The sequence below is a fragment of the Flavobacterium channae genome (genome assembly GCF_021172165.1).
GTDB lineage: Bacteria > Bacteroidota > Bacteroidia > Flavobacteriales > Flavobacteriaceae > Flavobacterium > Flavobacterium channae.
This window is the reverse complement of record NZ_CP089096.1, coordinates 199,713-225,869: the sequence shown is the minus strand read 5'-3', so window position 1 is coordinate 225,869 and position 26,157 is coordinate 199,713. Positions and strand designations below refer to the sequence as shown.

The 26,157-nt window shown below is 32.4% G+C and carries 27 protein-coding genes and 1 tRNA gene; 9 read left to right on the top strand and 19 right to left on the bottom strand.

The features are described 5' to 3' along the window. The first annotated feature begins 40 nt into the window (after positions 1-40). The gene (locus LOS89_RS00955; RefSeq protein WP_231835865.1) at positions 41-2,143 is read left to right on the top strand and encodes a prolyl oligopeptidase family serine peptidase; all 2,103 of its coding nucleotides are present in this window, start codon (positions 41-43) and stop codon (positions 2,141-2,143) included. A gap of 77 nt (positions 2,144-2,220) precedes the next feature. Beyond that, the gene (locus LOS89_RS00950) at positions 2,221-2,676 is read left to right on the top strand and encodes a hypothetical protein (protein WP_231835864.1); all 456 of its coding nucleotides are present in this window, start codon (positions 2,221-2,223) and stop codon (positions 2,674-2,676) included. Here the strand turns inward: LOS89_RS00950 and LOS89_RS00945 are convergent. From LOS89_RS00945 to LOS89_RS00920, 7 genes are all read right to left on the bottom strand, one after another. Next, positions 2,673-3,116, bottom strand: coding sequence for a hypothetical protein (locus tag LOS89_RS00945; RefSeq protein WP_231835863.1), 444 nt, complete (start codon positions 3,114-3,116; stop codon positions 2,673-2,675). The genes LOS89_RS00950 and LOS89_RS00945 overlap by 4 nt on opposite strands. 78 nt (positions 3,117-3,194) lie before the next feature. After that, on the bottom strand, positions 3,195-3,998 hold the full coding sequence (locus LOS89_RS00940; protein ID WP_231835862.1) for a TIGR00266 family protein: 804 nt from the start codon (positions 3,996-3,998) through the stop codon (positions 3,195-3,197). Between the two features lie 110 nt (positions 3,999-4,108). After that, complete coding sequence (locus LOS89_RS00935; RefSeq protein WP_231835861.1) at positions 4,109-4,423, bottom strand: hypothetical protein; 315 nt, start codon at positions 4,421-4,423, stop codon at positions 4,109-4,111. An 11-nt stretch (positions 4,424-4,434) separates the two neighbouring features. Then, positions 4,435-4,545 carry a hypothetical protein gene (locus LOS89_RS13100; RefSeq protein ID WP_508349395.1) on the bottom strand — a complete coding sequence of 37 codons (111 nt, stop codon included), beginning with the start codon at positions 4,543-4,545 and terminating at the stop codon, positions 4,435-4,437. 27 nt (positions 4,546-4,572) lie between these two features. Continuing rightward, positions 4,573-5,397: an SDR family NAD(P)-dependent oxidoreductase gene (locus tag LOS89_RS00930; protein WP_231835860.1), complete on the bottom strand. Its 825-nt coding sequence runs from the start codon at positions 5,395-5,397 to the stop codon at positions 4,573-4,575. Between the two features lie 11 nt (positions 5,398-5,408). Next, entirely contained in the window at positions 5,409-6,149 is a 741-nt protein-coding gene (mtgA, locus tag LOS89_RS00925; RefSeq protein ID WP_231835859.1) for a monofunctional biosynthetic peptidoglycan transglycosylase, read from the bottom strand. Position 6,150: 1 nt separating this feature from the next. Then, on the bottom strand, positions 6,151-7,263 hold the full coding sequence (locus LOS89_RS00920; RefSeq protein WP_231835858.1) for an NAD(P)/FAD-dependent oxidoreductase: 1,113 nt from the start codon (positions 7,261-7,263) through the stop codon (positions 6,151-6,153). Between the two features lie 90 nt (positions 7,264-7,353). On the opposite strand from LOS89_RS00920, the gene LOS89_RS00915 reads away from it, so the two are divergent. Next, a complete protein-coding gene (locus LOS89_RS00915; RefSeq protein ID WP_231835857.1) occupies positions 7,354-8,808 on the top strand; it encodes a TlpA family protein disulfide reductase in 1,455 nt (484 codons plus the stop codon). Here the strand turns inward: LOS89_RS00915 and LOS89_RS00910 are convergent. Both LOS89_RS00910 and LOS89_RS00905 read right to left on the bottom strand, forming a co-directional pair. Next, entirely contained in the window at positions 8,805-9,488 is a 684-nt protein-coding gene (locus LOS89_RS00910; protein WP_231835856.1) for a DedA family protein, read from the bottom strand. The two genes, LOS89_RS00915 and LOS89_RS00910, sit on opposite strands and share 4 nt — an antisense overlap. A 1-nt stretch (position 9,489) precedes the next feature. Continuing rightward, positions 9,490-10,752, bottom strand: coding sequence for a dicarboxylate/amino acid:cation symporter (locus tag LOS89_RS00905; protein ID WP_231835855.1), 1,263 nt, complete (start codon positions 10,750-10,752; stop codon positions 9,490-9,492). A 270-nt stretch (positions 10,753-11,022) separates the two neighbouring features. Here LOS89_RS00905 and LOS89_RS00900 point away from each other — a divergent pair, with 270 nt between their 5' ends. The 3 genes from LOS89_RS00900 (at position 11,023) to LOS89_RS00890 (ending at position 17,265) form a co-directional block, all read left to right on the top strand. Continuing rightward, positions 11,023-14,682: a reprolysin-like metallopeptidase gene (locus tag LOS89_RS00900; protein ID WP_231835854.1), complete on the top strand. Its 3,660-nt coding sequence runs from the start codon at positions 11,023-11,025 to the stop codon at positions 14,680-14,682. Between the two features lie 93 nt (positions 14,683-14,775). Beyond that, on the top strand, positions 14,776-16,680 hold the full coding sequence (locus LOS89_RS00895; RefSeq protein ID WP_231835853.1) for a S9 family peptidase: 1,905 nt from the start codon (positions 14,776-14,778) through the stop codon (positions 16,678-16,680). 69 nt (positions 16,681-16,749) lie between these two features. Then, positions 16,750-17,265: a hypothetical protein gene (locus LOS89_RS00890; protein WP_231835852.1), complete on the top strand. Its 516-nt coding sequence runs from the start codon at positions 16,750-16,752 to the stop codon at positions 17,263-17,265. Positions 17,266-17,301: 36 nt separating this feature from the next. On the opposite strand, the gene accC is transcribed toward LOS89_RS00890, so the two are convergent. The 6 genes from accC to pdxA all read right to left on the bottom strand — a co-directional run bounded on the left by accC (position 17,302) and on the right by pdxA (position 22,293). Then, on the bottom strand, positions 17,302-18,651 hold the full coding sequence (gene accC / locus LOS89_RS00885; protein ID WP_231835851.1) for an acetyl-CoA carboxylase biotin carboxylase subunit: 1,350 nt from the start codon (positions 18,649-18,651) through the stop codon (positions 17,302-17,304). Between the two features lie 91 nt (positions 18,652-18,742). Beyond that, positions 18,743-19,231: an acetyl-CoA carboxylase biotin carboxyl carrier protein gene (gene accB, locus LOS89_RS00880; RefSeq protein WP_231835850.1), complete on the bottom strand. Its 489-nt coding sequence runs from the start codon at positions 19,229-19,231 to the stop codon at positions 18,743-18,745. Between the two features lie 26 nt (positions 19,232-19,257). After that, the gene (locus LOS89_RS00875) at positions 19,258-20,253 is read right to left on the bottom strand and encodes a beta-ketoacyl-ACP synthase III (protein ID WP_231835849.1); all 996 of its coding nucleotides are present in this window, start codon (positions 20,251-20,253) and stop codon (positions 19,258-19,260) included. Positions 20,254-20,418: 165 nt separating this feature from the next. After that, positions 20,419-20,613, bottom strand: a complete 195-nt coding sequence (rpmF, locus tag LOS89_RS00870) for a 50S ribosomal protein L32 (protein WP_231835848.1) — start codon at positions 20,611-20,613, stop codon at positions 20,419-20,421. Positions 20,614-20,622: 9 nt separating this feature from the next. Further along, complete coding sequence (locus LOS89_RS00865; RefSeq protein ID WP_231835847.1) at positions 20,623-21,162, bottom strand: YceD family protein; 540 nt, start codon at positions 21,160-21,162, stop codon at positions 20,623-20,625. An 81-nt stretch (positions 21,163-21,243) separates the two neighbouring features. Beyond that, positions 21,244-22,293, bottom strand: coding sequence for a 4-hydroxythreonine-4-phosphate dehydrogenase PdxA (pdxA, locus tag LOS89_RS00860; RefSeq protein WP_231835846.1), 1,050 nt, complete (start codon positions 22,291-22,293; stop codon positions 21,244-21,246). A gap of 58 nt (positions 22,294-22,351) precedes the next feature. Between pdxA and LOS89_RS00855 the strand changes: the two genes are divergently transcribed. Next, entirely contained in the window at positions 22,352-22,942 is a 591-nt protein-coding gene (locus LOS89_RS00855) for a riboflavin synthase (protein WP_231835845.1), read from the top strand. A 10-nt stretch (positions 22,943-22,952) separates the two neighbouring features. On the opposite strand, the gene LOS89_RS00850 is transcribed toward LOS89_RS00855, so the two are convergent. From LOS89_RS00850 to mce, 3 genes are all read right to left on the bottom strand, one after another. Then, positions 22,953-23,168, bottom strand: coding sequence for an Fjoh_0651 family PID-CTERM protein (locus LOS89_RS00850; protein ID WP_231835844.1), 216 nt, complete (start codon positions 23,166-23,168; stop codon positions 22,953-22,955). Between the two features lie 204 nt (positions 23,169-23,372). Then, positions 23,373-23,446: transfer RNA gene (locus LOS89_RS00845), tRNA-Ile, on the bottom strand. 59 nt (positions 23,447-23,505) lie between these two features. Next, a complete protein-coding gene (gene mce, locus LOS89_RS00840; protein ID WP_231835843.1) occupies positions 23,506-23,907 on the bottom strand; it encodes a methylmalonyl-CoA epimerase in 402 nt (133 codons plus the stop codon). Positions 23,908-24,022: 115 nt separating this feature from the next. Between mce and rbfA the strand changes: the two genes are divergently transcribed. Next, positions 24,023-24,415, top strand: a complete 393-nt coding sequence (gene rbfA, locus LOS89_RS00835; RefSeq protein WP_231835842.1) for a 30S ribosome-binding factor RbfA — start codon at positions 24,023-24,025, stop codon at positions 24,413-24,415. Between the two features lies 1 nt (position 24,416). Beyond that, positions 24,417-25,622: an ABC transporter permease gene (locus LOS89_RS00830; RefSeq protein WP_231835841.1), complete on the top strand. Its 1,206-nt coding sequence runs from the start codon at positions 24,417-24,419 to the stop codon at positions 25,620-25,622. On the opposite strand, the gene LOS89_RS00825 is transcribed toward LOS89_RS00830, so the two are convergent. Beyond that, a complete protein-coding gene (locus tag LOS89_RS00825; protein WP_231835840.1) occupies positions 25,612-26,100 on the bottom strand; it encodes a hypothetical protein in 489 nt (162 codons plus the stop codon). The genes LOS89_RS00830 and LOS89_RS00825 overlap by 11 nt on opposite strands. Between the last annotated feature and the right edge of the window lie 57 nt (positions 26,101-26,157).

The following is a 26,157-nucleotide window of genomic DNA, read 5'->3' as shown; positions in this document are numbered from 1 at the left end:
AATTCATTTGAATATCTTTGTTTTAATCAACAAATACAATATGAAAAAAACAATAACAGTATCGGCTATTGTTTGTACACTAGTTATGAACGCGCAAACAAAAATTAATTATCCTGAAACAAAAAAAATCGACCATGTTGATACGTATTTTGGAGAAAAAATTCAAGATCCTTATCGTTGGTTAGAAGATGATAGAAGTTCAGAAACCGAAGCTTGGGTAAAAGATCAAAACGAAGTAACTTACGGTTATTTAGAGCAAATTCCGTATCGAAATCAGTTAAAAGCTCGAATGGAGAAATTATGGAATTACGAAAAAATAAGTGCTCCATTTAAAGAAGGAGATTACACGTATTACTACAAAAACGACGGACTTCAAAATCAATCAGTACTGTATCGAAAAGATAAAAGTGGAAAAGAAGAAGTTTTCTTAGATCCAAATACTTTTTCTAAAGACGGTACAACGTCATTAGGCGGATTGGACTTCAGTAAAGACGGAAGTTTAGTTGCTTATGCGATTTCTGAAGGCGGAAGCGATTGGAGAAAAGTAATTGTAATGGAAACCAAAACTAAAAAAATCATTGGCGATACACTTGTTGATGTGAAATTTAGTGGCATTTCTTGGTACAAAAACGATGGTTTCTATTATTCAAGTTATGATAAACCTGTTGGAAGTGAATTATCAGCAAAAACAGATCAACACAAATTGTATTACCATAAATTAAATACAAATCAAAAAGCCGACAAATTAATTTTTGGTGGTGATATTAAAAGAAGATACGTTGGCGGTGGTGTTTCTGAAGATGAAAAATACTTATTCATAACCGCTGCAAATTCAACTTCTGGAAATGAATTGTACTATTTAGACTTATCAAACCCAAATGCAAAAATTGTTACTTTAATCGATAATTATGAAAATGATAATTATGTTTTAGATAATAAAGGTTCTAAAATCTATTTGGTTACAAACTATAAAGCGCCGAATAAAAGAGTCGTAACATTTGACTTAGATAATTCTGCAAAAGAAGACTGGAAAGACTTTATTGGTGAAACAGAAAACGTATTGTCACCAAACACAGGTGGTGGCTATATTTTTGCAAGTTATATGAAAGATGCAGTTTCTTTTATTAAGCAATACGATTACAATGGTAAATTAGTTCGCGATGTACAATTACCAGGAGTTGGTACTGCTGGAGGATTTGGTGGAAAAGAAAAAGAAACAACTTTGTATTTTTCGTTCACCAATTATGTAACGCCTGGAACTATTTACACTTTTGATCCAAAAACTGGAAAATCGGCTATTTATCAAAAACCAAAAGTTGATTTTAATTCGGCTGATTACGAATCAAAACAAGTGTTTTACACTTCGAAAGATGGCACAAAAATCCCGATGATTATCACATACAAAAAAGGAACGCAATTAAACGGTAAAAACCCAACTATTTTATATGGATACGGTGGTTTTAATGTGAGTTTAACGCCTGCTTTTAGTATTTCAAATGCAGTATGGTTAGAAAATGGTGGTATTTATGCTGTAGCCAATTTAAGAGGTGGTGGTGAATATGGAAAAAAATGGCATGATGCTGGAACTCAAATGAAAAAACAAAACGTTTTTGATGATTTCATTGCAGCTGCAGAATATCTAATCAAAGAAAAATATACTTCATCAGATTACTTAGCAATTAAAGGTGGATCAAACGGAGGATTATTAGTTGGAGCAGTAATGACACAACGTCCTGACTTAGTAAAAGTAGCACTTCCAGCTGTTGGAGTTTTAGACATGTTGCGTTACCACAAATTTACAGCTGGTGCAGGTTGGGCTTATGATTATGGAACATCTGAACAAAGCAAAGAAATGTTTGAATACATCAAAGATTATTCACCAGTTCACAATGTGAAAGCTGGCACAAAATACCCTGCAACTATGGTAACTACTGGAGATCATGATGATCGTGTAGTTCCTGCGCATAGTTTTAAATTTGCTGCAGAATTACAAGCAAAACAATCTGGCAATAATCCAGTTTTAATCAGAATTGATGTTAACGCTGGCCACGGAGCTGGAAAATCTGTAGCTGCAACAATACAAGAAAACGTTGACATGCAAGTATTTACACTTTATAACATGGGTGTTAAAGAAATAAAATAAAAAGTTAAAGTTTTGAAAAAAGAGCCAATTGGCTCTTTTTTTATGCAATAATTTCAACTATTTCAGGTTAGAATAGTATGAAAAAAATTAGTTTACTTGTATTTTTAATAACACTAATGGGATTCATTTCTTGTAATCCTACTCAAAAAAGTGTGTATCGTGACGACTTTAGAAGTGCAAAAGATTCCGAGAGACAAAAAATATTAAATGAAGTTAATGCAAAAAACAGCAACAAAAGTGTTTTAATTTTAACCCAAACGTACAAAGGAGAAAAGATTATCATTTCACAAAATGGTAAAACTATTTTTTCTGAATATCCAATAACCAATTTAAAAAACAGAATTGCTTCTTATTTGAGTTTTAGTAACCAGCAAGATTTAATTGTTAAGGACATTAGTACTAAAGAAGAAATTATTATTCCTGTAAAAAAAGCAACAAAACATAAGTATGTTTACTTAATGAAAAAAGTAAACAAAGGTAAATTTCAATACGTTATAACGTATAGCAATACGCTTAGACCGATGAAAATTTAATACTTATGACTTAACGGAACTTCATTATGTAGTTGCATTAACACAAAGGTTCCTATCAAACTTGAAGCTACTCCTTCAAAGAACAGAACACCACAATATTGTATAATGCTTACTTTGCCTACAAAAAAGAAAGTATCAGATAATGTATTCAAGTAAACTTCTCCTCCTTTTAAATAAATAAAAAATATTAGTCCGATTATACCTAAGAAAACACCTAAAACTCCAGTGACAAATCCTGAAAAAAAGTTTTTAAAGTGATCTGTTTTTCCTTTTAAGTAGTTATCTTTTATAGTTTTATTTATTCCATACAAAACTATAAAGGCATTTAATAAGCGTAAGTAATTTTTACTTGCTAATCCTAATAAATCCATTGCTAGGAAAAACAAGGCAATTCCTAAGAAAATTAGAAATCCATTTTTTAAAACTGTTTTATTTTTCATGATTAACAAAGTTTAGACTAATAAAGTTACAAAAATTAGCCTAAACAATTGATAATCAATATGTAAAATTACGTTAAATTAAAAACGATTGTCGCCATCAAGCATTCTTCCTAAACCACCAAGCAAGCTTCCTTCTTCTCTACCACTACCTCCAGCCTTTGGTGCAGAAGCGATAATTCTATCGGCTAAACGAGAAAATGGTAATGATTGAATATAAACAACACCAGGCCCTCTTAAAGTAGCAAAGAAAACACCTTCACCACCAAAAATTGTATTTCTAATTCCTCCTACAAATTCAATATCGTAATCCACATCCTTAGTAAATCCTACTAAACATCCTGTATCTACTCGCAATAATTCTCCTGGTTGTAATTCTTTACGAGCTAAAGTTCCTCCTGAATGAACAAATGCCATTCCATCACCTTCAATTTTTTGCATGATAAACCCTTCACCACCAAATAAACCTGCTCCAATCTTTTTTGTAAATTCAATTCCAATTGCAACACCTTTTGCTGCACATAAAAAAGAATCTTTTTGGCAGATAAACTTACCTCCGTATTGTTGTAAATCGATAGGAACAATTTTACCTGGATAAGGAGCAGCAAAAGATACCTTACGTTTTCCTGAATCTTGATTCAAATAAGCAGTCATAAAAAGGCTTTCTCCCGTTAAAACACGCTTACCCGCAGAAAGTAATTTACCAAAGATTCCTTGTTGTTGCTCTTGGCTACCATCACCGAAAATGGTTTGCATTTGAATACCGTTTTCCATCATCATGAAACTTCCTGCTTCGGCAACTACAACTTCTTGTGGATCCAATTCAATTTCTACATATTGCATTTCTTCACCATAAATATGGTAATCTATTTCGTGTGCTCTCATAATTTTTAGTTTTGATAATTAGTCGAAAGATTTTGCAAAATGTTACCACTAAAAAAACAAAAACCGAGAATAATAACTACTCCCGGTTTTATCAATATATTTAAATTTTTCTATTTAGTTAACTCAGACAATTTAAAAGTTTTGCCACACATTTCAGAAGTGATTTTAAAAATAACATCACCTTTTTTACCATCATTTGCCCATCGAACTTCTTTACCCACATTACAACCAATACTTGTTTTTGATCCTTTATTTAAAGAAACAAAACCTGTTCCTGTATGTATAGAAATTTTCTCTTTTGAATCGTTAATTAATGAAAAACTTGATTCAATTGTTGTTTCTTTTACAACTTTATCCGATTCGTTGATATTCACAACATTTAATCCAACAACTACAAAGTAGATACTCAATAAAATAGCTTTCATAATTTAGTTTTTTATTTTTTTTTAAAAGAAATTCCTCCATTATTTGATTCCAAAGATAAAATATAAATTCCTGTAGGAAAGTTATCAATTTGCAAATTGCTGTTTTGAGTTTCTAAAAGCAACTTTCCGTCTTATAAAACTCAATAACTTTAAAACTTACCAAAAACTGTTTTTCTGATTACTAAATTAAATAATCGATAACCTAAAATTCTTCTGAACCATTTCATAAAATTAGCATCAAATCCTATTGTATAGCGTTTAAATGAACTTTTAGGACTGTTTGCTATTTGAAATAATTTTTCCACAATCTGATTTGGTAAATTTTGGTTCTTACCCGATTTTTTTTCTAAAACTTTAGAAATTTTATCCATCAATTGATTGTAAGATTCAATATAAGTAGCATCACATTTAGTGACGTTTTTTTGAAAATTTGTTGGAGCATTACCAAATTGAACAGTGGCAACACTAATATTAAAATCTTTTAATTCATATGCCATACATTCCGAAAAACTTTCAACTGCTTGTTTGGTTGAATGATAAAAATTCCCAAGAGGCAAATTTACCAAGCCTGCAACCGAAGTAATGTTTATAAATTGACCAAAATTTTGTTCTCTAAAAATTGGAATAAATGCTCTACAAATTTTAACAATTCCTAACCAGTTTACATCGACAATATTCTTAATCTTTTCATCATCTGAAAGCTCAACAAAACTTCTGTAACCTAATCCTGCATTGTTAATAACAACATCAATAGTTTTATGATTCTTTACAATTTCAGATTTGGCTTTATCTATACTTTCAGAGCAGGCTACGTTTAGCTCGTAACACTCAATATTATCATGATTGATAAGTTCTCCTGCTTCATTTAAATATAACATTGTAGCAATAACATTCCATCCATTTTTCGCAAAAAACAGTGCTGTTTGTTTTCCAATTCCACCAGCTGCGCCAGTTATTAGTACTGTTTTTTTCAAATTTATTCCATTTAATAGTCTAGCTTAACATAGCCAATTTCTTTGCTAATCTTTGCTTTTCTTCGGTTAATGTATGATGACGAATTAGATGCTTTATATTTTCTAGGGTTTGGAAGAATAGCGGCAATTCCAGCTGCTTCATATCGTGTTAATGATTCTGCATCTTTTCGATACCAATATTTTGCTGCCGCTTCAGCGCCATAAACACCATCACCCATTTCAATGCTATTCAAATACACTTCCATGATGCGCTTTTTACCCCAAACAAGTTCAATTAAAACGGTGTAATACGCTTCTAATCCTTTACGAACATAACTTCTACCTTGCCACAAAAAAACATTTTTTGCCGTTTGTTGCGAAATGGTACTTCCTCCTTTTAGTCGTTTCCCTTTGGCGTTGTTTTTATAGGCTTTTTCCATGGCTTTAAAATCAAAACCCCAATGCTCTAAAAATCGACCATCTTCACTAGCAATAACTGCTTTTTGAAGGTTTAAAGATATTTCGTCAATTGGCACCCATTCGTGACTGCAAACCATATCTTTACCTGCTGAATTATGTTCTAGTGCACGTATTCCCATTAATGGAGTAAATGGAACTGGAACGAATTTAAATAATAATACAATTGAAAAACTGATGATATTGAACCATAAAAAAAGCAACCAAAAGAAACGTAGTATCTTTTGACCTGTTGTTCTTTTTTTCGCTGGTTTCTTTGCTGTAGTTTTTTTACTTGAAGTAGTTTTTTTTGCCATTCTAAATTAAATCTGCTAATTCTTGTCCCACTAAACTACCAATTGCAACACCCATTCCTCCCATTCGTACTCCACAATACACATTATTAGAAAGTTGTTCAACTATCGGTTTTTTATGTGTTCCTACTCCCATGGTGCCACTCCATCGGTGTTCGATTTCGAATTCATGATTTGGCAAAATTACCTTTTTTAATAATTCTTCCAAACGATTCTGAATCAATTCCGTTGTATCGTGTGAAGTCGTGGTTTCACCTTCGAAATCTAAGTTTCTTCCACCGCCAAAAAGAATTCTATCGTTGATATTTCTAAAATAAAAATAACCTTTATCTAAATGAAATGTTCCTCGTATGTCTAAATTAGGAATTGGTTTTGTAATTAAAACCTGCGCTCTTGCTGGCTTTACCTGATTATTTGTTAATTCAGAGGCAAAACCATTTGTAGTGAATAACAATTTGTTTGTTTTAAAAACAATACCATTTGTTTCAACTTCAACACCATCATTTAAATCTTGAAATCTTGTAACTGTTTGACTATTTAAAATAAGTATATTGTTTTGATGTGCTTTTTTTAGTAAAGCTTGCATCATATTTCCGGTGTCGATTTGGGCTTCAAACGGATTAAATATTAAATTTTCAAAAATGCCACCAAAATTAAATCGATCTACTTCTTTTGAAAACACATCGGTTTTAAAAAGTGGTTTAATAATATCGTTTATAAATGAAATTCTTTGTAAACATTCCTGGTAAAACGATTCGTCTTCTTTTAAAAATAATTCATATCCGCCGTAAGGTTTCAAATCAATTACCGAGTCGCCAAGATTTTTTCGAAGCAACTGTAATCCGGCATATCTTTTTTGAATCAGTTGAATAACTTCTTCTTCAGTATGTGTTTTTAAATCGTCGATAATTTCAGAGATACTACCAAAGCAAGCAAAACCAGCATTTTTAGTACTCGCACCTTGAGGCAAAATACCTTTTTCAAGAACTAAAATTTTAGATGAAGGAAATCGCTTGCGTAAAGCTAAAGCTGTATGTAAACCTACTATTCCACTACCTACAATAGTAAAATCGACATTTGAAAACCAATTTTTAATTTCCCAATAACTGAGTTGCATTATTCTTACTTTAAAAAAGTAAATGTAATAATTTGTTTTTAGTTACACACTAAATCTCTTTATTTGCGTTATGATATAAAAATCAAAAAAATGAGAATTTATTTACTTTTTGCTTCATTACTTTTCACTTCAATATTTACTGCTCAAAATAACATTACCCTTATATTTAAAAAGAGTAATTATCACTTTGAAGAAACTTCAGGATTTAAAAGAATGAATTCGTTGATAAATTATTCAGAATATAATTCGTACCGAGAAACTTATCTTTCACCAAATAACAAAGAAAAAAACGACACAATACAATTAAACATAGAATCTGACAAGATTTTTTTAATCCATAATTGGAAAGAATTGAATAAAAGTTCAAGAGTAATTTTATTTAAAAACGATATAGTTGAAATAGATTACGAAAAAGGCTTTCCTTTTTTTAAAGTATTAAATCGTGAAGCAAAACCTTTAGACTTCAACTTAGAAAAAGAACTAAATCTTAGTTTTCCGATAGATAATTTTGTCTTTTTTCAAAACAATAAGAGAAGTAGAAATTCAAAAGAAGAAAAAGAATATAAAATTGAATTGAGCAACTTTATCCAGAATTCAAAAACAAAATTAGAAGACGCTTTAAATTCGGGTAAAATTTCAAAGGAAACTTTTGAAGTGCAATTGAATTACATCACTTTTTATACCTTAAACACAGATACAAAAACAAATTTTTCTGATTATAAGATTAATCTTAATAAAGAAGAATTAATTTGGTTAAAATCGTATCGCTATTTCTTAGAATTATATGTGAAAAACGAGTTTAAAATTAAAACCTATAAAAAAGAAATTAAGGATTTTGAACTAAAAACTGCTAATAACAAAACAAAAACCAAAGATATCAGCATGCAATATGATAATCATGAAGATGCTTTTATTCAAGTTGAAGAATCGGATTTGTTTTCTGCAAAAGCGAAAGAATATTTGCTTTATGTTTACTTGAATCGAATTGCAAAAACAGATTCACAAAAACTATCAACTTATATCTCAATTTTTAAAAAATATTCAAACGATAAAAAATTAATTGAAGGTTTTGAAAATGCTTTTTTAGTAAATATTGAAGCTTTAAAACAGAACACTTCTGAAGTAGTTTTATATGATGAAAACAAAAAAGCTACTACTTTATCCGCATTTTTAGAGACCAATAAAGGCAAATTAGTTTATATTGATTTTTGGGCAAGTTGGTGTGCTCCTTGTAGAGCAGCATTTCCAAGTTCAAGAAAACTGCATGAAAAATACAAAGACAAAGAAATCGTGTTTTTATACTTATCAACCGATTCAAATTTTGATGCTTGGAAAAAAGCAAATCAGTTTGAAAAATTATCAGAAAACAGTTATATGATAATTAATCCTAAAACTTCTGAATATTTGAAAAAACTGGCTATAGATTTTATTCCAAGATATGTATTAATTAATGCAAATGGTGAAATTTCAAATCCTAAAGCTCCTTCTCCAGATTCAGAAAAAATAGATTTAGAATTCAACAAATTATTAGAAAACAGTAATTAATTCATAGGTTTTCTTCTCGATTTAATCGCTTTCATTATCAATGGGAATGATGTTACCGCAATTAAAATTAAGATGATAGTTTCGATGTGTTTCTTTAAATCAATTCCGAATTCTTCATTAAAGAATCCATATAAATAGTGTCCAGAAAACACTAAAAGAAACGACCATAATAACGAACTTAAAACATTGTAAAGCATGAATTTGCTCTTTTCCATATGAACAATTCCGGCTATAATTGGCACAAAAGTTCTAACTATTGGAAGAAAACGCGCAAATATGATAGCTTTTCCACCGTGTTTTTCGAAAAAGGCTTGCGATTCGTATAAATATTTCTTTTTGAAAAAGAAACTATCTTGTTTGTTATATAAAAACTGACCACTAGTAGCTCCAAACCAATATCCAAAAATATTACCTAATGTCGCTGCTGAAGCAATTAATAATGATAAAATGGTAACATTAGACAAATCACTTGGAATCATAAAGAACGTTTCTACCAATTCTCTACTGTAAATTCCAGAAAGGAATAACAAGCTATCACCTGGCAAAAAGAAACCAGCAAACAATCCTGTTTCAGCAAAAACAATAAATAGCACCATGTAAATCCCGATAGGAATTCCACCTACTTCCATTGTTATGTAAAACTCCGGATTAAAAAGTTTAGTCCAATGAAAATTATCCATTTTATGCTAATTTATTAACTGACTTTGCTACTATCATAGAAACCGCTGCATCTCCAGTAACATTTACTGTTGTTCTACACATATCTAAAGGTCGGTCGATAGCAAAAATTAATGCCAAACCGGCTTCAGGAATTCCCGCTTGTGCTAATACAATTACTAACATTACCATACCGGCTCCTGGAACAGCAGCACTTCCAATGGAAGCTAAAGTAGCTGTAACAATAATTCCTAACTGTGTTGCAAAAGTTAAATCCATACCAAAAGACTGTGCAATAAACACCGCAGCGACTGCTTGGTACAAACTTGTTCCGTCCATATTAATAGTTGCTCCAATTGGTAATACAAAACTTGCTACCTCATCATCAACACCTAAATTATCAACCGTTCTTTCCATAGTAACTGGTAAAGTTGCAGCACTAGAACTTGTAGAGAAAGCTAACAATTGCGCTGGAGAAATTCCGTTGAAAAAGAACTTAGGGCTTCTATTTGTAAATACTCTAACTATTAATAAATAAACCCCGATCATTAAACACAATCCTATAAGAACGGTTAATCCATACATCCCAAGCGCTTTAAACAAATCTAAACTTGGTGATTCGGCAACAATAGCAGCTAATAAAGCAAAAACCCCAAAAGGAGAAAACAACATAATTAAATCAATCATCTTTAAAATGACTTCATTAAAGCTATCAAAAAAATCTTTAACCGGTTTGGATTTTTCTTCTGGTATCAATATCATAGCAATACCAAATATTACTGCAAAGAAAATTACTTGTAACATATTACCATTATCTGCAGAAGCTTTAATTATATTATCAGGAACAATATCGATTAATGATTGTAAAGGACCAACTTCACTTTGCTTAGCAGCAGCTTCAATTTTCGTATTAGCATCAGCTGTATAATTTGCTACTAACTCTGTTCTTGTTTGTTCCGAAATATAACTTCCTGGCTTAATAATATTCACAATTACCAAACCGATAGAAACCGCTAGAATTGTTGTTAAAACATACAAACCTATAGTTCTACCGCCCATTTTAGACAATTTAGAAATATCTTTTAGATCCGAAATTCCTTTGATTAATGACGCTAAAATCAAAGGTACAGCAATTAATTTTAATAAGTTTATAAAGATAGTTCCGAATGGTTTTACCCAATCAACAATTAAATCTTTACCCCATTCAAATTGTATCAATAAAAAAGCAAATAAGACTCCAAATACCATTCCGAGTAAAATTTGCCAATGTAGCGCCAGTTTTCTCATTTTTTGTAAAAAATTTTAGAATGTGAAAATAGTCATATTTTTTTTAACCTTAAAACATAATAAGAGATTCTTCAATTTCCTTGTAAAAACCATTTAAAAACCCATGAAACATTCATTATTTTTTTATATAAAAATATAACATATACTCAAATTTTTACATTCAAAAATAACAATACTTCATTTTTTGTTATAAATTTTTTATTATTTCGTATTGAAATTTAGAAAACTTAAATATATTTGTCGCAACTAAAAACCCAACTTTCTATTTTTATGAAACAAAAACTTCTCCTTATTGCCATACTAGCAGCGTCTAGTTTTATGCAAGCTCAAGAAAAAGGGACGTTTTGGAAACCTACCCAAAACAGCAACAAAATGGTTTTAGAAAGAAAACTAGAACTTCCTGAAAACCAACTCTTAGATTTAGATGTTAATGCAGCTTCTAATTTTCTAAGAAATGCCCCTAATCGTTTTAGTAATCGAAATTCAGGTGTAATCTTATCATTACCAAATACAGATGGTACTATGGAAAGATTTAGAATTTATGAAAATTCTAACATGGATCCTGCTTTAGCAGCAAGATATCCTGAAATCAAATCATATATTGGAATAGGAATTGACAATCCTACCGCAAGTGCTTATATTAGCACTTCTCCACTTGGTTTTAAATCTATGGTTTTAAATCCTGGAAAGCCTGCAGTTTTTGTTGAGCCTTTTTCACAAGACTTACAAACTTATACTGTTTATACAAAAGCAGACAAAAGAACTGCTTTTACGAAATTTGAATGTAGTGTATTAGACAGAGTGACTCCATCTTTAGACGGAGCTAACTTAAGACCAAATGCTGACGATGGAAGTTTAAGAACATTTAGATTAGCTATGTCGGTTACTGGAGAATATACTGCTTATTTTGGTGGAACAAAAGCACTTGCTTTAGCTGCTATCAATAACACTATGACTCGTGTAAATGGAGTTTTTGAAAAAGACTTTAATGCAAGAATGGTTTTAATTTCAAACACAGATTCTGTGATTTATACAAGTGCTTCTACAGACCCATACTCTGCAGCAAGTTCAATGTCAAATTGGAATCAACAATTACAAACTACATTAACTAATACAATCGGAAACGCAAACTATGATATCGGACACTTATTTGGTGCAACTGGAGGTGGTGGAAATGCAGGATGTATTGGATGTGTTTGTGTTAACCCAACATCAACTGTACCATTAGGAAAAGGAAGTGGTTATACTTCTCCAGCAAATGGTGTGCCTTCTGGCGATGCTTTTGATATTGATTATGTAGCTCATGAAATGGGTCATCAATTTGGAGCTAACCATACTTTTTCCCATAGTAATGAAGGAACTGGCGCTAATATGGAACCAGGATCAGGATCAACTATTATGGGATACGCTGGAATTACAAGTCAAGATGTTCAAATGAACTCTGACCCATATTTCCACGCAATTAGTATTCAACAAGTAACTAATAACATCAAATCTAAAACTTGTCCAACTTTAACTTCTACTGGAAACTCAATTCCTACAGCTAGTGCAGGTTTAGATTATACAATCCCTAAAAGCACACCTTTTATGCTTACTGGATCAGGAACTGATGCAAATGGAGACTCACTTACTTATATCTGGGAACAATTTGACAATGCAAGTTCATCACAAACTGGCGCAAGTTCGGCTGCGAGTGCTACAAAAACATCTGGCCCAACGTTTAGATCGTATAGCCCTACAACTTCTCCAACAAGATATTTCCCTAACATGACAAGAGTATTAGCTGGAGCTACTACAACTTCTGGGTCAGAAATTGTAGTCGAAGCGTTACCTTCGGTTGCTCGAACAATGAATTTTAGATTTACAGTTAGAGACAATAGAGCTGGTGGTTCTGCAAACAACAGTGACGATATGATTGTTACAGTCAACGGGACAGCTGGACCATTCACAGTTACAGCGCCTAACACTGCTGTTTCTTATGTTGGAGGTTCATCTCAAACTATTACTTGGAATGTAGCAGGAACAACTGCTAATGGAGTAAACTGTGCTAATGTAGATATTTTAATCTCAACAAACGGAGGATCAACTTGGTCAACATTATTAGCTGCAACTCCAAATGACGGAACACAAGCAGTTACTATTCCAAACACACCAGGAACACAAAACAGAATTATGATTAAAGGAACAAATCATATTTTCTTTGATGTTTCAAACACAAACTTTACTATTACTGCTGGAACTACTGCTGACACTACAGCTCCATCAACGCCAACTTTATCAGCGTCTGGAACAACTCAGACTACAACTAATTTATCTTGGACAGCTTCAACTGATAACGTAGGAGTAACAGGATACGATGTTTACAGAGGAACAACTTTATTAACAACAGTTACAGGAACAACTTATACAGCAACAGGATTAACAGCTGCAACTGCTTATTCATTTACAGTAAGAGCAAAAGATGCTGCAGATAATATTTCTGCTTCAAGCAACACTGTAAACGTTACAACATTACCAGCAACTACTACATCATACTGTACTGCACAAGGAAATAGTACCGCTGATGAAAAAATTGGAAGAGTACAAGTTGGAACAATTAATAATGCTTCAACTGGAACAGCTGGATACGAAGATTTCACAAGCTTATCTACAAACCTTTCTAAAGGATCAGCTTACACAATCACAATAACACCTTCTTGGACAGGAACCGTTTATTCTGAAGGATATGGTGTATGGATTGACTATAATGGAGATAAAGATTTTGATGATGCTGGAGAATTAGTATGGAGCAATGCTGCTTCAACTACTACACCTGTTAGTGGTTCTTTCACAGTACCAACATCAGCATTAACAGGAGCAACTAGAATGAGAGTTGTAATGAGATACAACACTACTCCTTCTGCTTGTGGAGCATTTGATTATGGTCAAGTAGAAGATTATACGCTTAATTTAACTACAACTACTGTTGACACAACTGCACCATCAACTCCTACATTATCAGCTTCGGGAACTACACAAACAAGTACAAACTTGTCTTGGACAGCTTCAACTGACAACGTAGGTGTAACTGGATATAATGTTTACCAAGGAGCAACACTTCTTACTACTGTAACTGGAACAACTTATAACGTTACTGGACTTACCGCATCGACAGCTTATTCTTTTACGGTAAAAGCTAAAGATGCTGCTGGAAACTTATCAGCTTCAAGCAATACAGTTAATGTAACAACTTTAGCTAACACAACATTAACATATTGTACTTCTCAAGGCAACAGTACTGCTGATGAAAGAATTGGAAGAGTACAATACGGAACAATCAACAATGCGTCAACAGGAACTGCAGGATACGAAAACTTTACTGCAATTTCAACTAACATTGTTAGAGGAACTGCAAACACTATTACAATCACTCCTACATGGACTGGAACTGTTTATAGCGAAGGTTATGCGGTATTTATTGACTACAACAATGATGGTGATTTCTTAGATGCTGGTGAAACTGTTTTAACAATTGCCGCAACTAAAACAACTCCAGTAAGCGGAAGTATTACTATTCCTGCAGGAACTACAACTGGAGCTAAAAGAATGAGAGTTTCTATGAAATATAATGGAGTTCCAACTTCTTGTGAAGCTTTCTCTTACGGACAAGTAGAAGATTACACTATTAATGTAACTTCAAGTGCAAAAGAAAACGAATCAAATCCATTTACTATTAGTTTATATCCTAACCCTGTTAAAGGAGAAATCTTAAATATTTCAGGATTTGAAGGCGAAGCTTCTTACAGAATTTTCAGCGCTATGGGTCAAGATTTAGGTAATGGAAAAGTAGAAAATAACACGATTAGTGTTGGCCACTTAGCGACAGGAACTTACATGATTGAAGTTACTACTGCTAATGGAACAAACATGAAACGTTTCATCAAACAATAATTCCAATAAATGGAAATCTAAAAACCGCTCAACTATTGGGCGGTTTTTTTATGGCTATATTTTTGTATTTTTATGCCATTAATATTTACAACCATGAAAAAATTAGCCTTACTAATTACTTATATTATGAGTATAACTGCTGCAAGCGCACAAAACGTAATGACTCCCGAAACCTTATGGCAATTAGGAAGAGTTACACCTTTAGGAATTTCGAAAGATGGAAAACTTTTAGTTTACAAAGTGGGAACACCTTCTATTGAAGAAAATAAAATCAATTCAAAATATTATACAATTCCTGTTCAAGGCGGAACTGCCACTTTGGTGGAAGATTACAAATCGTTATTAGCTGATAAAAATGTTTCTCCTGACGGAAAATTTCTGTTATTTTCAAAAGAAGTTAAGGTAGAAAAATTATTAGGAAAAGACCTTTATCCAGAATTATCAAAAACTACGGCACAAGTTTACACAGGCTTAGATTATCGCCATTGGGACACTTGGAATGATGGAACACACAACCACGTTTTCTACTCGGAAAATAAAAAAGATGCTACTGGAATAGATATCATGCCAAACGAACCTTACGATGCACCTCAAAAACCTTTTGGTGGTGATGAAGATTTTATTTGGTCACCAGATGGAACTAAAATCATCTATGTTTGTAAAAAGAAAGCTGGAACAGCTTATGCTACAAGTACAAATACTGATTTATATGAGTTCGATTTAGCAACTAAAACAACTAAAAACCTAACTGAAAAGAATTTAGGTTACGACACTGCTCCTCAGTTTTCTCCAAAAGGTGATTTAACTTGGCTGCAAATGAAACGTGATGGTTATGAAGCAGATAAAAACGATATTATTGTTCGTCATAGAGGCGTAGATATCAATCTAACTGCAGGTTGGGATGGCACAGTAGATAGTTACACTTGGAGTAAAGACGGAAAGAAAGTGTATTTCATTGCGCCAATTGAAGGTACAAAACAATTATTTGAAGTCAATTTTCCAGGATTAACTAGAATTGCTGTTCGAGTAACACAATTAACAAATGGTGATTTTGATGTGAATGCTATTGTAGGTTTTTCGGGAACTGCTGTTTTAGTAACAAGAAACGATATGAACCATGCTCCAGAAGTATATTCATACGATTTAGCAAAGAAAACTTGGAATCAAATAACTAATGTAAACCAAGATACTTATGCGAAAATCAACACTTGTAAAACAGAAAGACGTTGGATAACAACAACCGATGGCAAAAAAATGTTGGTATGGGTAATTTTACCACCAAATTTTGATAAAACTAAAAAATACCCTACACTTTTATACTGTCAAGGTGGCCCACAAAGTGCATTAACACAATCGTATTCTTTCCGTTGGAATTTCCAATTAATGGCTTCACAAGGCTATGTAATTGTAGCGCCAAACCGAAGAGGAATGCCAGGACACGGAACGGCTTGGAACGAACAAATTTCTGGAGATTGGGGTGGACAAGTTATGGATGATTACTTAGCAGCAATTGATGATGTAGCAAAAGAATCGTATGTAGATAAAAACCGTTTAGGTGCTGTAGGAGCTAGTTATGGTGGTTATTCTGTTTTCTATTTAGCAGGAATTCACAAAAATCGTTTCAAAACATTCATTTCACACTGTGGAATTTTCAACACAGAAAGCATGTATGGAACTACAGAAGAAGTTTTCTTTACCAATTGGGATTCAGGTGGTGCTTATTGGGAAAAAGACAATGCAACTGCTCAAAAAACGTATAACGAATTCAATCCAATTAAGTTAATCAACAACTGGAATACACCAATTTTAATTATCCAAGGGGGAAAAGATTACCGTGTGCCAATTGGACAAGGACAAGAAGCATTTCAAGCAGCACAACTAAAAGGAATTAAAAGTAAATTCTTGTTGTTTCCAGATGAAAACCATTGGGTACTAAAACCACAAAATGCATTGGTTTGGCAAAGAGAATTTTTTGGTTGGTTGAAAGAAACATTGTAAAAATTCAAATTCAAAGGCAAGTTCAAATTTCAAATTGTTCTTGCCTTTAATAATTAATACGCAATATAAATGTTATCTTACGAAGACATAGAACTCACCATAAAAACCTTTCATAAGCACGGCTTAACGAAAGAAGCAGCACTATGGCTTTTAAATGTGTACCAATTAGAACATCCAAATTTTATAGGATTTGAATTTAGAGAAGCCGCAAAACCGGATTTTATTTTAATGACAGCTGAAGGTGAAATAGGCGGACCACAAATTATTCGAATTCCAGAAAACACGTTTGAATTCCCATTGGTTTTGATGTTGAATTTACTAGCTCATGAAATGATGCATGTAAAACAGAAAGCACCAGAAGTAGCCATGCAAGACAAAAATGAACGTGAATGGCAAGCGTATTACGAAATGTTATTTCATAAAGAGTTTCCATTAATACCAAAAGCTTCTGCTTTTCATCAAAAGTTTTTTGCTGAAAAAGCGATGGTATATTACGATCGTTCAGAAAAAGAAGCCAAACCGTTGCGATTGAAATATGAAAATCAGAAGTTAGAAATTGAGGAATTAATCAAAAGTTTAGGATAAAAAAAGCGATTTCAAATTGAAATCGCTTTTTTGTTTTTATTCTTGAGGCTCATTCATTACAAATGATTCCATGAATTTTGTAGTATAATTTCCAGCCACATAATCTGGTTCATCCATTAATTGTCTGTGGAATGGGATTGTGGTTTTGATTCCTTCAATTACGAACTCATCTAAAGCACGCTTCATTTTATTGATAGCCTCTTCTCTTGTTTGAGCAGTTGTAATCAACTTAGCAATCATAGAGTCATAATTTGGCGGGATTGTATATCCAGCGTAAACGTGAGTATCTAAACGCACTCCGTGTCCTCCTGGCGCATGTAAAACCGTAATTTTACCTGGCGAAGGGCGGAAATCGTTATAAGGATCCTCAGCATTAATACGACACTCAATTGAATGTAATTGTGGATAGTAGTTTTTACCAGAAATTGGAATTCCAGCCGCTACCATAATTTGCTCACGAATTAAATCGTAATCTACAACTTGTTCGGTAATTGGGTGTTCTACTTGGATACGAGTATTCATTTCCATGAAGTAGAAGTTACGGTGTTTGTCAACTAAAAACTCTACTGTTCCAGCACCTTCATATTTAATATATTCTGCTGCTTTAACAGCCGCTGTTCCCATTTTCTCACGTAATTCATCCGTCATAAATGGAGATGGCGTTTCTTCCGTTAATTTTTGGTGACGACGTTGAACCGAACAATCTCTTTCAGAAAGGTGACATGCTTTTCCATAAGAATCTCCCACAACCTGAATCTCGATATGACGAGGCTCTTCGATAAGTTTTTCCATGTACATACCATCGTTACCGAAAGCAGCAGCAGCTTCCATACGTGCACTTTCCCAAGCTTTTTCAAGCTCTTCTTCTTTCCAAATTGCACGCATTCCTTTTCCACCACCACCAGCAGTAGCTTTCATCATAACTGGATAACCAATTTCTTTAGCTACTTTTTTAGCTTGTTCAAAGTCTTCTAAAATTCCTTCAGAACCTGGTACACAAGGAACTCCTGCTTCTAACATAGTAGATTTTGCAGTCGCCTTATCTCCCATTTTCTCAATCATTTCAGGAGAAGCTCCAATAAATTTGATCCCGTGTTCTTGACAAATTTTAGAAAATTTAGCATTTTCAGATAAGAATCCGTATCCTGGGTGAATAGCATCTGCATTAGTAATTTCTGCAGCAGCTATAATATTTGACATTTTTAAGTAAGATAAGTTACTTGGAGGTGGCCCAATACAAACTGCTTCATCAGCAAATTTTACATGCAAACTATCTGCGTCTGCTGTAGAATAAACTGCTACAGTTTTAATTCCCATTTCTCTACAAGTTCTAATTACACGAAGTGCAATTTCTCCTCTATTGGCAATTAATATTTTTTTAAACATGTTTCTTTAATTAGATAATTAGACAATGTGTCAATTAGACAATTATGAAGTAAGAAAAATTTCTAACTTTTAACTTCTAACTTCTAACTTATTATGACGGATCAACTAAGAATAATGGTTGATCGAATTCAACTGGAGATGAATCATCTACTAAAACTTTTACAATTTTACCAGAAACTTCAGATTCGATTTCGTTGAATAATTTCATTGCTTCAATCACACAAAGAACATCTCCTTTTCCAATAGTTGAACCTACTTCAACAAACATAGGTTTGTCTGGAGCTGGTTTTCTATAGAAAGTTCCAATAATTGGAGATTTTACAGTGATATATTTAGAATTATCATCCGCAGCAGGAGTTGCAGCAGGAGCATCTGCAATAGCAGGAGCCGCTACTACTTGTGGAGCTGCCATTTGTGGTGCAGCTGCCATAGGCATTTGCTGAACATAAGTTGTAGTACTTTCTGTACCTTCAGCAGTTGTTTTTATGGTGATTTTAAAATCGTCCATTTCTAATTTTACTTCTGTAGCACCTGATTTTGCTACAAATTTGATTAGGTTTTGAATCTCTCTAATATCCATAATATTTGATTTAGTTTAGTTTGTTTTTATTTAGTATAAGCCCATTTTAAATAGATAGCACCCCAAGTGAATCCTCCTCCAAATGCTGCAAAGATAATATTATCTCCTTTTTTCAATTGATTTTCGAAATCAGACAACAAAAGTGGTAAGGTAGCTGAAGTGGTATTACCATATTTTTGAATGTTTATTAAGACTTTTGATTCGTCTACACCCATTCTATTAGCAGTTGCATCAATAATTCTTCGATTAGCTTGATGTGCTACTAACCAATTAACATCGTCGTGAGATAAATTATTACGTTCCATAATTTTCTCACTTACATCTGCCATTCCTGAAACAGCGTATTTGAAAACCGTTTTTCCGTCTTGGAAAACAAAATGTTGTTTATTTTTAACTGTTTCTTCTGTTGGAGGCAAAATTGAACCACCTGCTTCGATTTTTAAAAATTCTCTTCCGATTCCATCACTTCTAAGTAATTCATCTTGAAGACCTAATCCATCAGTATTTGGTTCAAACAAAACAGCCCCTGCACCATCGCCAAAAATGATACAAGTGGCTCTATCTGTATAATCTATAATTGAAGACATTTTGTCTGCTCCAATTAATAAAACTTTTTTATATTTTCCTGAAGCAATGTAAGCTGAAGCAGTTGACATTCCGTAAAGAAAGCTTGAACATGCAGCTTGTAAATCGTATGCAAATGCATTTGTTGCACCAATTTGTGTAGCAACATAAACTCCTGTTGAAGCTACAGGCATATCTGGTGTTGCTGTTGCCATAATCACTAAATCAATTTCTTTAGGATCTAAATTGGCTTTTTCTAATAAGTTTTGAGCGGCTTTAATTGCCATATAAGAAGTTCCTTGACCTTCTTCTTTTAACAATCTTCTTTCTTTAATTCCGGTACGAGTAGTAATCCATTCGTCATTAGTATCAACTAACGTTTCCAAAACTTGATTCGACAGAACATATTCGGGAACATAAGAACCTACTGCCGTAATTGCTGCTGTTATTTTATTCATCTTTGATTAATTTTTCCTTCAGAACTTCTAAAGTTCAAAAAGTGGTGGAAATTACAAAAAAAAAATTAAACGAGTCCTATTCGTTTTTGTTAATTATAAAAACGAATGGGTACTTAACAAAAAAACTCTCACAATGTGAGAGTTTTCTCTATTTTTTTGACGCAATTAAGCTACTGCTTCATTTTTATCAATTACAACTTGACCTCTGTAGTACATTTTACCTTCATGCCAGTAAGCTCTGTGGTATAAATGTGCTTCACCAGTAGTTGGACATGTTGCAATTTGAGCAACTGTCGCTTTGTAATGTGTTCTTCTCTTATCTCTTCTTGTAGACGACTGTCTTCTCTTAGGATGTGCCATTGTTCTATTTTATTTATCCGTTAATAGTTTTTTTAAATTCTCCCATCTAGGGTCAATATCATTACTTTGTTGTTCTTCTTTTTTATTTTCTTTTGGTGAAAGCGATTCCAATTTTTCGATAACATCTGTTAAAGAACCGTCTTTAACTCCTGGATGTATTCTTCTTAAAGGAACTGACAACACAATTGATTCATAAATGTATTGTGCAACATTTACTTGATATTCACCATGTGGCAATATGAGCAACTCCTCATTGTCATCATTAAAAGTATCACCAAACTTTACTAAAAGTTTTAGTTTTCCTTTAATTGGTAAATCAAACTCTTCTCCAGAAACATCGCAAGGCACATTTACAGTTCCTTTGTGTTTAAAATTGAGTTCAAGCATTGTGCTTTTCTTTTCCAAAACAATATCAACTTTAACCGAAACGCTATTAAATTCGTCGTAATCAAAGTTTTTAAAGAACGTATTATCTATTTGATAATCAAACTGATGCTTCCCTATTTTTAACCCCACGAATGGAATTAAATATTCTTTTAAATTGTTCATAACAACAGTTTTACCTTTTTAAAAGGTGTGCAAAGATATAAAATATTTGTAAATTAAAACTAGTTGTAAACATTTTTTTGTTTATAACTGCTTTTCTTTTGTTTTTAAAGGGTTTTTCACAAGCTCTTGATAATCATTTCTTTTCTTAAAAATATCAATTGCTAAATAAACTGCCTCTTTAAATGACTCGTGATTAGCAACTTTCTTACCTGCAATTTCGTAAGCCGTTCCATGATCAGGCGAAGTTCTAATTTTATTTAACCCAGCAGTATAATTTACTCCATTACCAAAAGATAACGTTTTAAACGGAATTAATCCTTGGTCGTGGTAAGTTGCAATAACCGCATCGTATTTTTCATATTGCGCCGAACCAAAAAAACCATCTGCAGGAAATGGTCCAAAAACCATATTCCCGGCTTCAAATAATTTTTTCAATGCAGGCTTAATAATCTTTTCTTCTTCTTGTCCTATAACTCCATTATCTCCAGAATGTGGATTTAAACCCAAAACAGCAACTTTAGGTTTCTCAATTTCAAAATCCTGAATTAAAGTTTGGATTATGGTTTTTATTTTACTTGTAATTAATTTTTCATTTAAATGTTTTGCAACTTCGTTTACAGGAACATGATCAGTTAATAATCCCACACGTAAATCATCATGAACCATTAGCATTAAAGCATCGCCTTCTAATTCTTTATCCAAATAATCGGTATGACCTGGAAATTTGAATTCTTCTGATTGAATATTATACTTATTAATAGGTGCTGTTACTAAAACATCAACCAAACCTTCTTTTAAAGCTTTTGTTGCAGCAACGAAAGATTTAATTGCATAACTTCCTACTACATCATCATTTTTACCTAATTCAAGATTTACTCCTTCACGCCAAACATTTAGTACGTTGATTTTTCCAACAACCAATTGCTCTATTTTATCAATTCCGTGAATGGCAATATCAATATTTAATTCTTTTCTCAAAAAAGAAACAATCTTAGCATTTGCAAAAATTACTGGCGTACACAATTCTAACATTCGAGTATCTTCAAATGTTTTTAAAATTACTTCGCTTCCAATACCATTTAAATCTCCAATCGAAATTCCAACAATTATATTTTCTGCTTTTTTAACCATGACAAGTGTGATTTATTGCTTACTTTTGAAGTGCAAATTTAGTAAAATTAAATCAGTTATGTTTACCGGAATCATAGAAACCCTTGGAATTATAAAAGAAATTGAAAAAGATCAGGAAAACCTGCATGTTACGGTAGAATCTGACATTACACATGAATTAAAAATTGACCAAAGCGTAGCCCACAATGGAATTTGTTTAACAGTGGTAAAAATTGAAAATAAGAATTACACTGTAACTGCAATTAAAGAAACTATCGACAAAACTTCGATTGAAACTTGGAAAGTAGGTGATATTGTAAACTTAGAACGCGCTATGAAATTAGGAGATCGTTTAGACGGTCACATTGTTCAAGGCCATGTTGATCAAACTGGAGTTTGTACCAATATAAAAGAAGCAAACGGAAGTTGGGTTTTTACCTTTAAATATGATACTTCTCTAAATAATATAACAATCGAAAAAGGATCAATAACAGTTAACGGAACAAGTTTAACAGTTGTTAATTCTGAATTAGACTCTTTTAGTGTTGCTATAATTCCTTACACATTTGAACACACAAATTTCAATACTTTCAAAATTGGAACAGAAGTAAATTTAGAATTTGATGTAATTGGAAAATACGTTAGCAGACTTAACGAATTAAGAAAATAAAAAAAGGCTCTTATAAAGAGCCTTTTTTTATAGATATATATTTCTTTGAAAGATAATAACCAGTAAATAATGCCACAAAGAACAGCACAACTAACCCGCCATCAATTGGCAAACCAGGTGGTGGTGGTGGTGTTGGCGGCGGCGGAGTAGGATCTGCAGCTAAAACACCTTGAATACTAAATAATACTACTAAAATCGTTATAATTTTATTCATAATTGTTCTCATTGGGCGCAAAAGTATAATTTATATCGCTCTCTTACTAGTAAAAGAAAATATTTAATAATAAGTTAATATTGATTATTAACATATTAGGAAATACGAAAATATAAATATTTTTATACTTTACAAGTTATTTTTAAAAAAAAACTTAAAAAAAACTTAAAATAAGCTTTTCGTAAGAAATTACTCCTTAATTTAAAACAATAAAAGTGGTCCCACCTGGGCTCGAACCAGGGACCACCTGATTATGAGTCAGGTGCTCTAACCAACTGAGCTATAGGACCAGTATTGAGTTTGCAATATTAAGACTAATTTTTATGGCAAACAAATCTTTTTTTAAACTTTATTTTATTTCTTGACAAAGCTCTACAAGAACCCCGTTAGTCCCTTTAGGATGAAGGAATGCAACTAATTTATTATCAGCTCCTTTTTTAGGAATTTCATTCAAAACTACAAATCCTTCATTTTTTAAACGCTCAATTTCCGCCAAAATATCTTCAACATCAAATGCAATGTGATGAATTCCTTCACCTTTTTTCTCGATAAATTTTGCAATTGGACTTTCAGGATTTGTTGCTTCTAATAATTCTATCTTATTTGGACCATTCATAAAAAAAGAAGTTTTAACACCTTCGCTTAACACTTCTTCCTCTTTATAAGCTGGTTGACCGAATAATTTTGCAAACAACAAGTTTGATTCTTCTAAACTTTTAACGGCAATACCAATATGCTCTATTTTTCTCATTATTTTAAACTTTTAAGCGTCAAAGTTAATGAAAATAGCACAATCAGTATTCATTCATATATTCTTCAAGCAACAAAAGAATACGTCTTGATGATTTTTTATGTATTTTTGCATCATGGAAACAAATAGACAAAAAAAAATAGGAGCGCTTTTACAAAACGATTTAGTTTCGATTTTGCAGGGAGAAATTCGTAAAAACAACATCAATAATTTAGTTATATCAGTATCAAAAGTAAATGTAACTTCCGATTTATCTATTGCAAAAGTCCATTTGAGTGTTTTCCCAACAGATAAAGCTCCGGAAATACTAGCTGCTGTAAAAAGCAATTCACCTTTAATCAAACACGATTTAGCGCAACGTGTAAAAAACCAATTGCGTAAAGTGCCAAATTTAATTTTCTATATTGATGATAGTTTAGACTACATTGAAAAAATTGATAAAGCATTAACAGGGGAAGAAAATCCAATTGAAAATCCAGATTTATTAGATAAAAGAAAGAAATCATAATTTGAACCTTTCCTTTTACATAGCTAAACGATATGCTGTAAGTTTTAGTAAAAACAAAGCAATTAATATTATCACAGGAATTGCTTCTGTGGGAATTATTGCTAGCACTATGGCATTATTTGTTTTTCTATCTGTTTTTAGTGGTTTGAAAGAATTTAGTTTGAATTTTGCTAACGCTACAGATCCTGATTTAAGAATTGAAACTTCTACTGGTAAGACCTTCAAGATAAATTCTAAACAAGAAGCACTACTTAAAAACAACAGCGAAATTGTTTCATACAGCAAAATCATTGAAGAAAGAGTGTATTTTATGTATGACAACAAAGAATTGGTTGCTCACATAAAGGGTGTTGATGATAACTTTATAAAAGTTACTGATTTTAAAAATCATTTATATGCTGGTGATTGGTTTAAAACCAATTCAGAAAGTGTTGTAATAGGCTCAGATATTAGTCGGAAATTAGGATTAGGTCTATTTGATTACAATAATGCTTTAGAGGCATATGTACCAAAACCTGGAAAAGGTGATATTGAAAATCCTGATGAAGCTTTTAATAAAATTTTACTATTCCCTTCTGGAATCTATTCTATTAATGAAGAATTAGATGGAAAATATGTATTTTGTTCTATAGACTTAGCTCAAAACTTTTTAGGAATAAAAAATAATCAAATTACCAATATTGAAATCAAGTTAAAAAGTGATGCAAACGAAAGTTTGGTTAGAAACCAATTAAATTCAATATTTGGAAATTCGATTAAAATTAAAAATAGAGCCCAGTTAAACGACTCGCTTTACAAAATGCTACAATCCGAAAATCTATTCATTTACTTGTTTAGTACTTTAGTTGTAATACTAACTCTATTTTGTTTGGCTGGAGCTATCGTAATGATTATTATCGACAAAAAAGATAATTTAAAAACTCTGTACAACATAGGAGTTACTCAAAAATCTATACGAAACATCTTTTTTACTCAAGGTATAATCATTACCTTATTTGGACTTATTATAGGATTGGCTTTAGCAAGCATCCTAATCTTATTACAACAACACTTTTCTTTCGTAATGATTACACCAACCATGCCTTACCCAATACTTTTTGAATGGGAAAACATGGTTATAGTAATTACAACTATTGTTATTCTAGGAATTGTTTCTTCTTGGATTGCTTCTGGAACAGTAAATAAGAAGTTGTTTACTACTCTTTAGGCAAAGGTGCTCCAACAGCAATATCACAACGATGTCCTTCTTGACCATGAGGTGGATTCATACCTGGAGGTGTAGCCGTACCTACTATTGTAGCAGCGCCATCTTTTGAATTAACATTCAAAACAGGTTGTTGTACAGGCTTTGAGTTTACAACTTGTGTAGTTTGTTGTTGCGGTTGAGTATTTGGTTTTGAGTTTAAAGGAGCTCCAACAGGAATTTCACATCTATGACCAGGTTGCCCATGAGGAGGATTCATTCCTGGGGCAGTTTGTGTTTGAGACTGTGTTTGTACTTGTTGTTGAACTGGCTGCTGAACAGGTTGCCCTTGTCCACCAACTCTTTGTTTTAACCATTCTTCACCTGAAAAAGGTTGGGCAGTTTGTTGTGCTTCTTCAGTAGGTTTAACTTCTTCATCTTTTTTACAAGACACAAAAAACATTGAAACTATTACACTTGCTAAAATTATTCTCTTTTTCATTTCTTCTTTATTAATTCTCAAATATATAACTTTAAGTTATGTTATTAAAAGCATTAC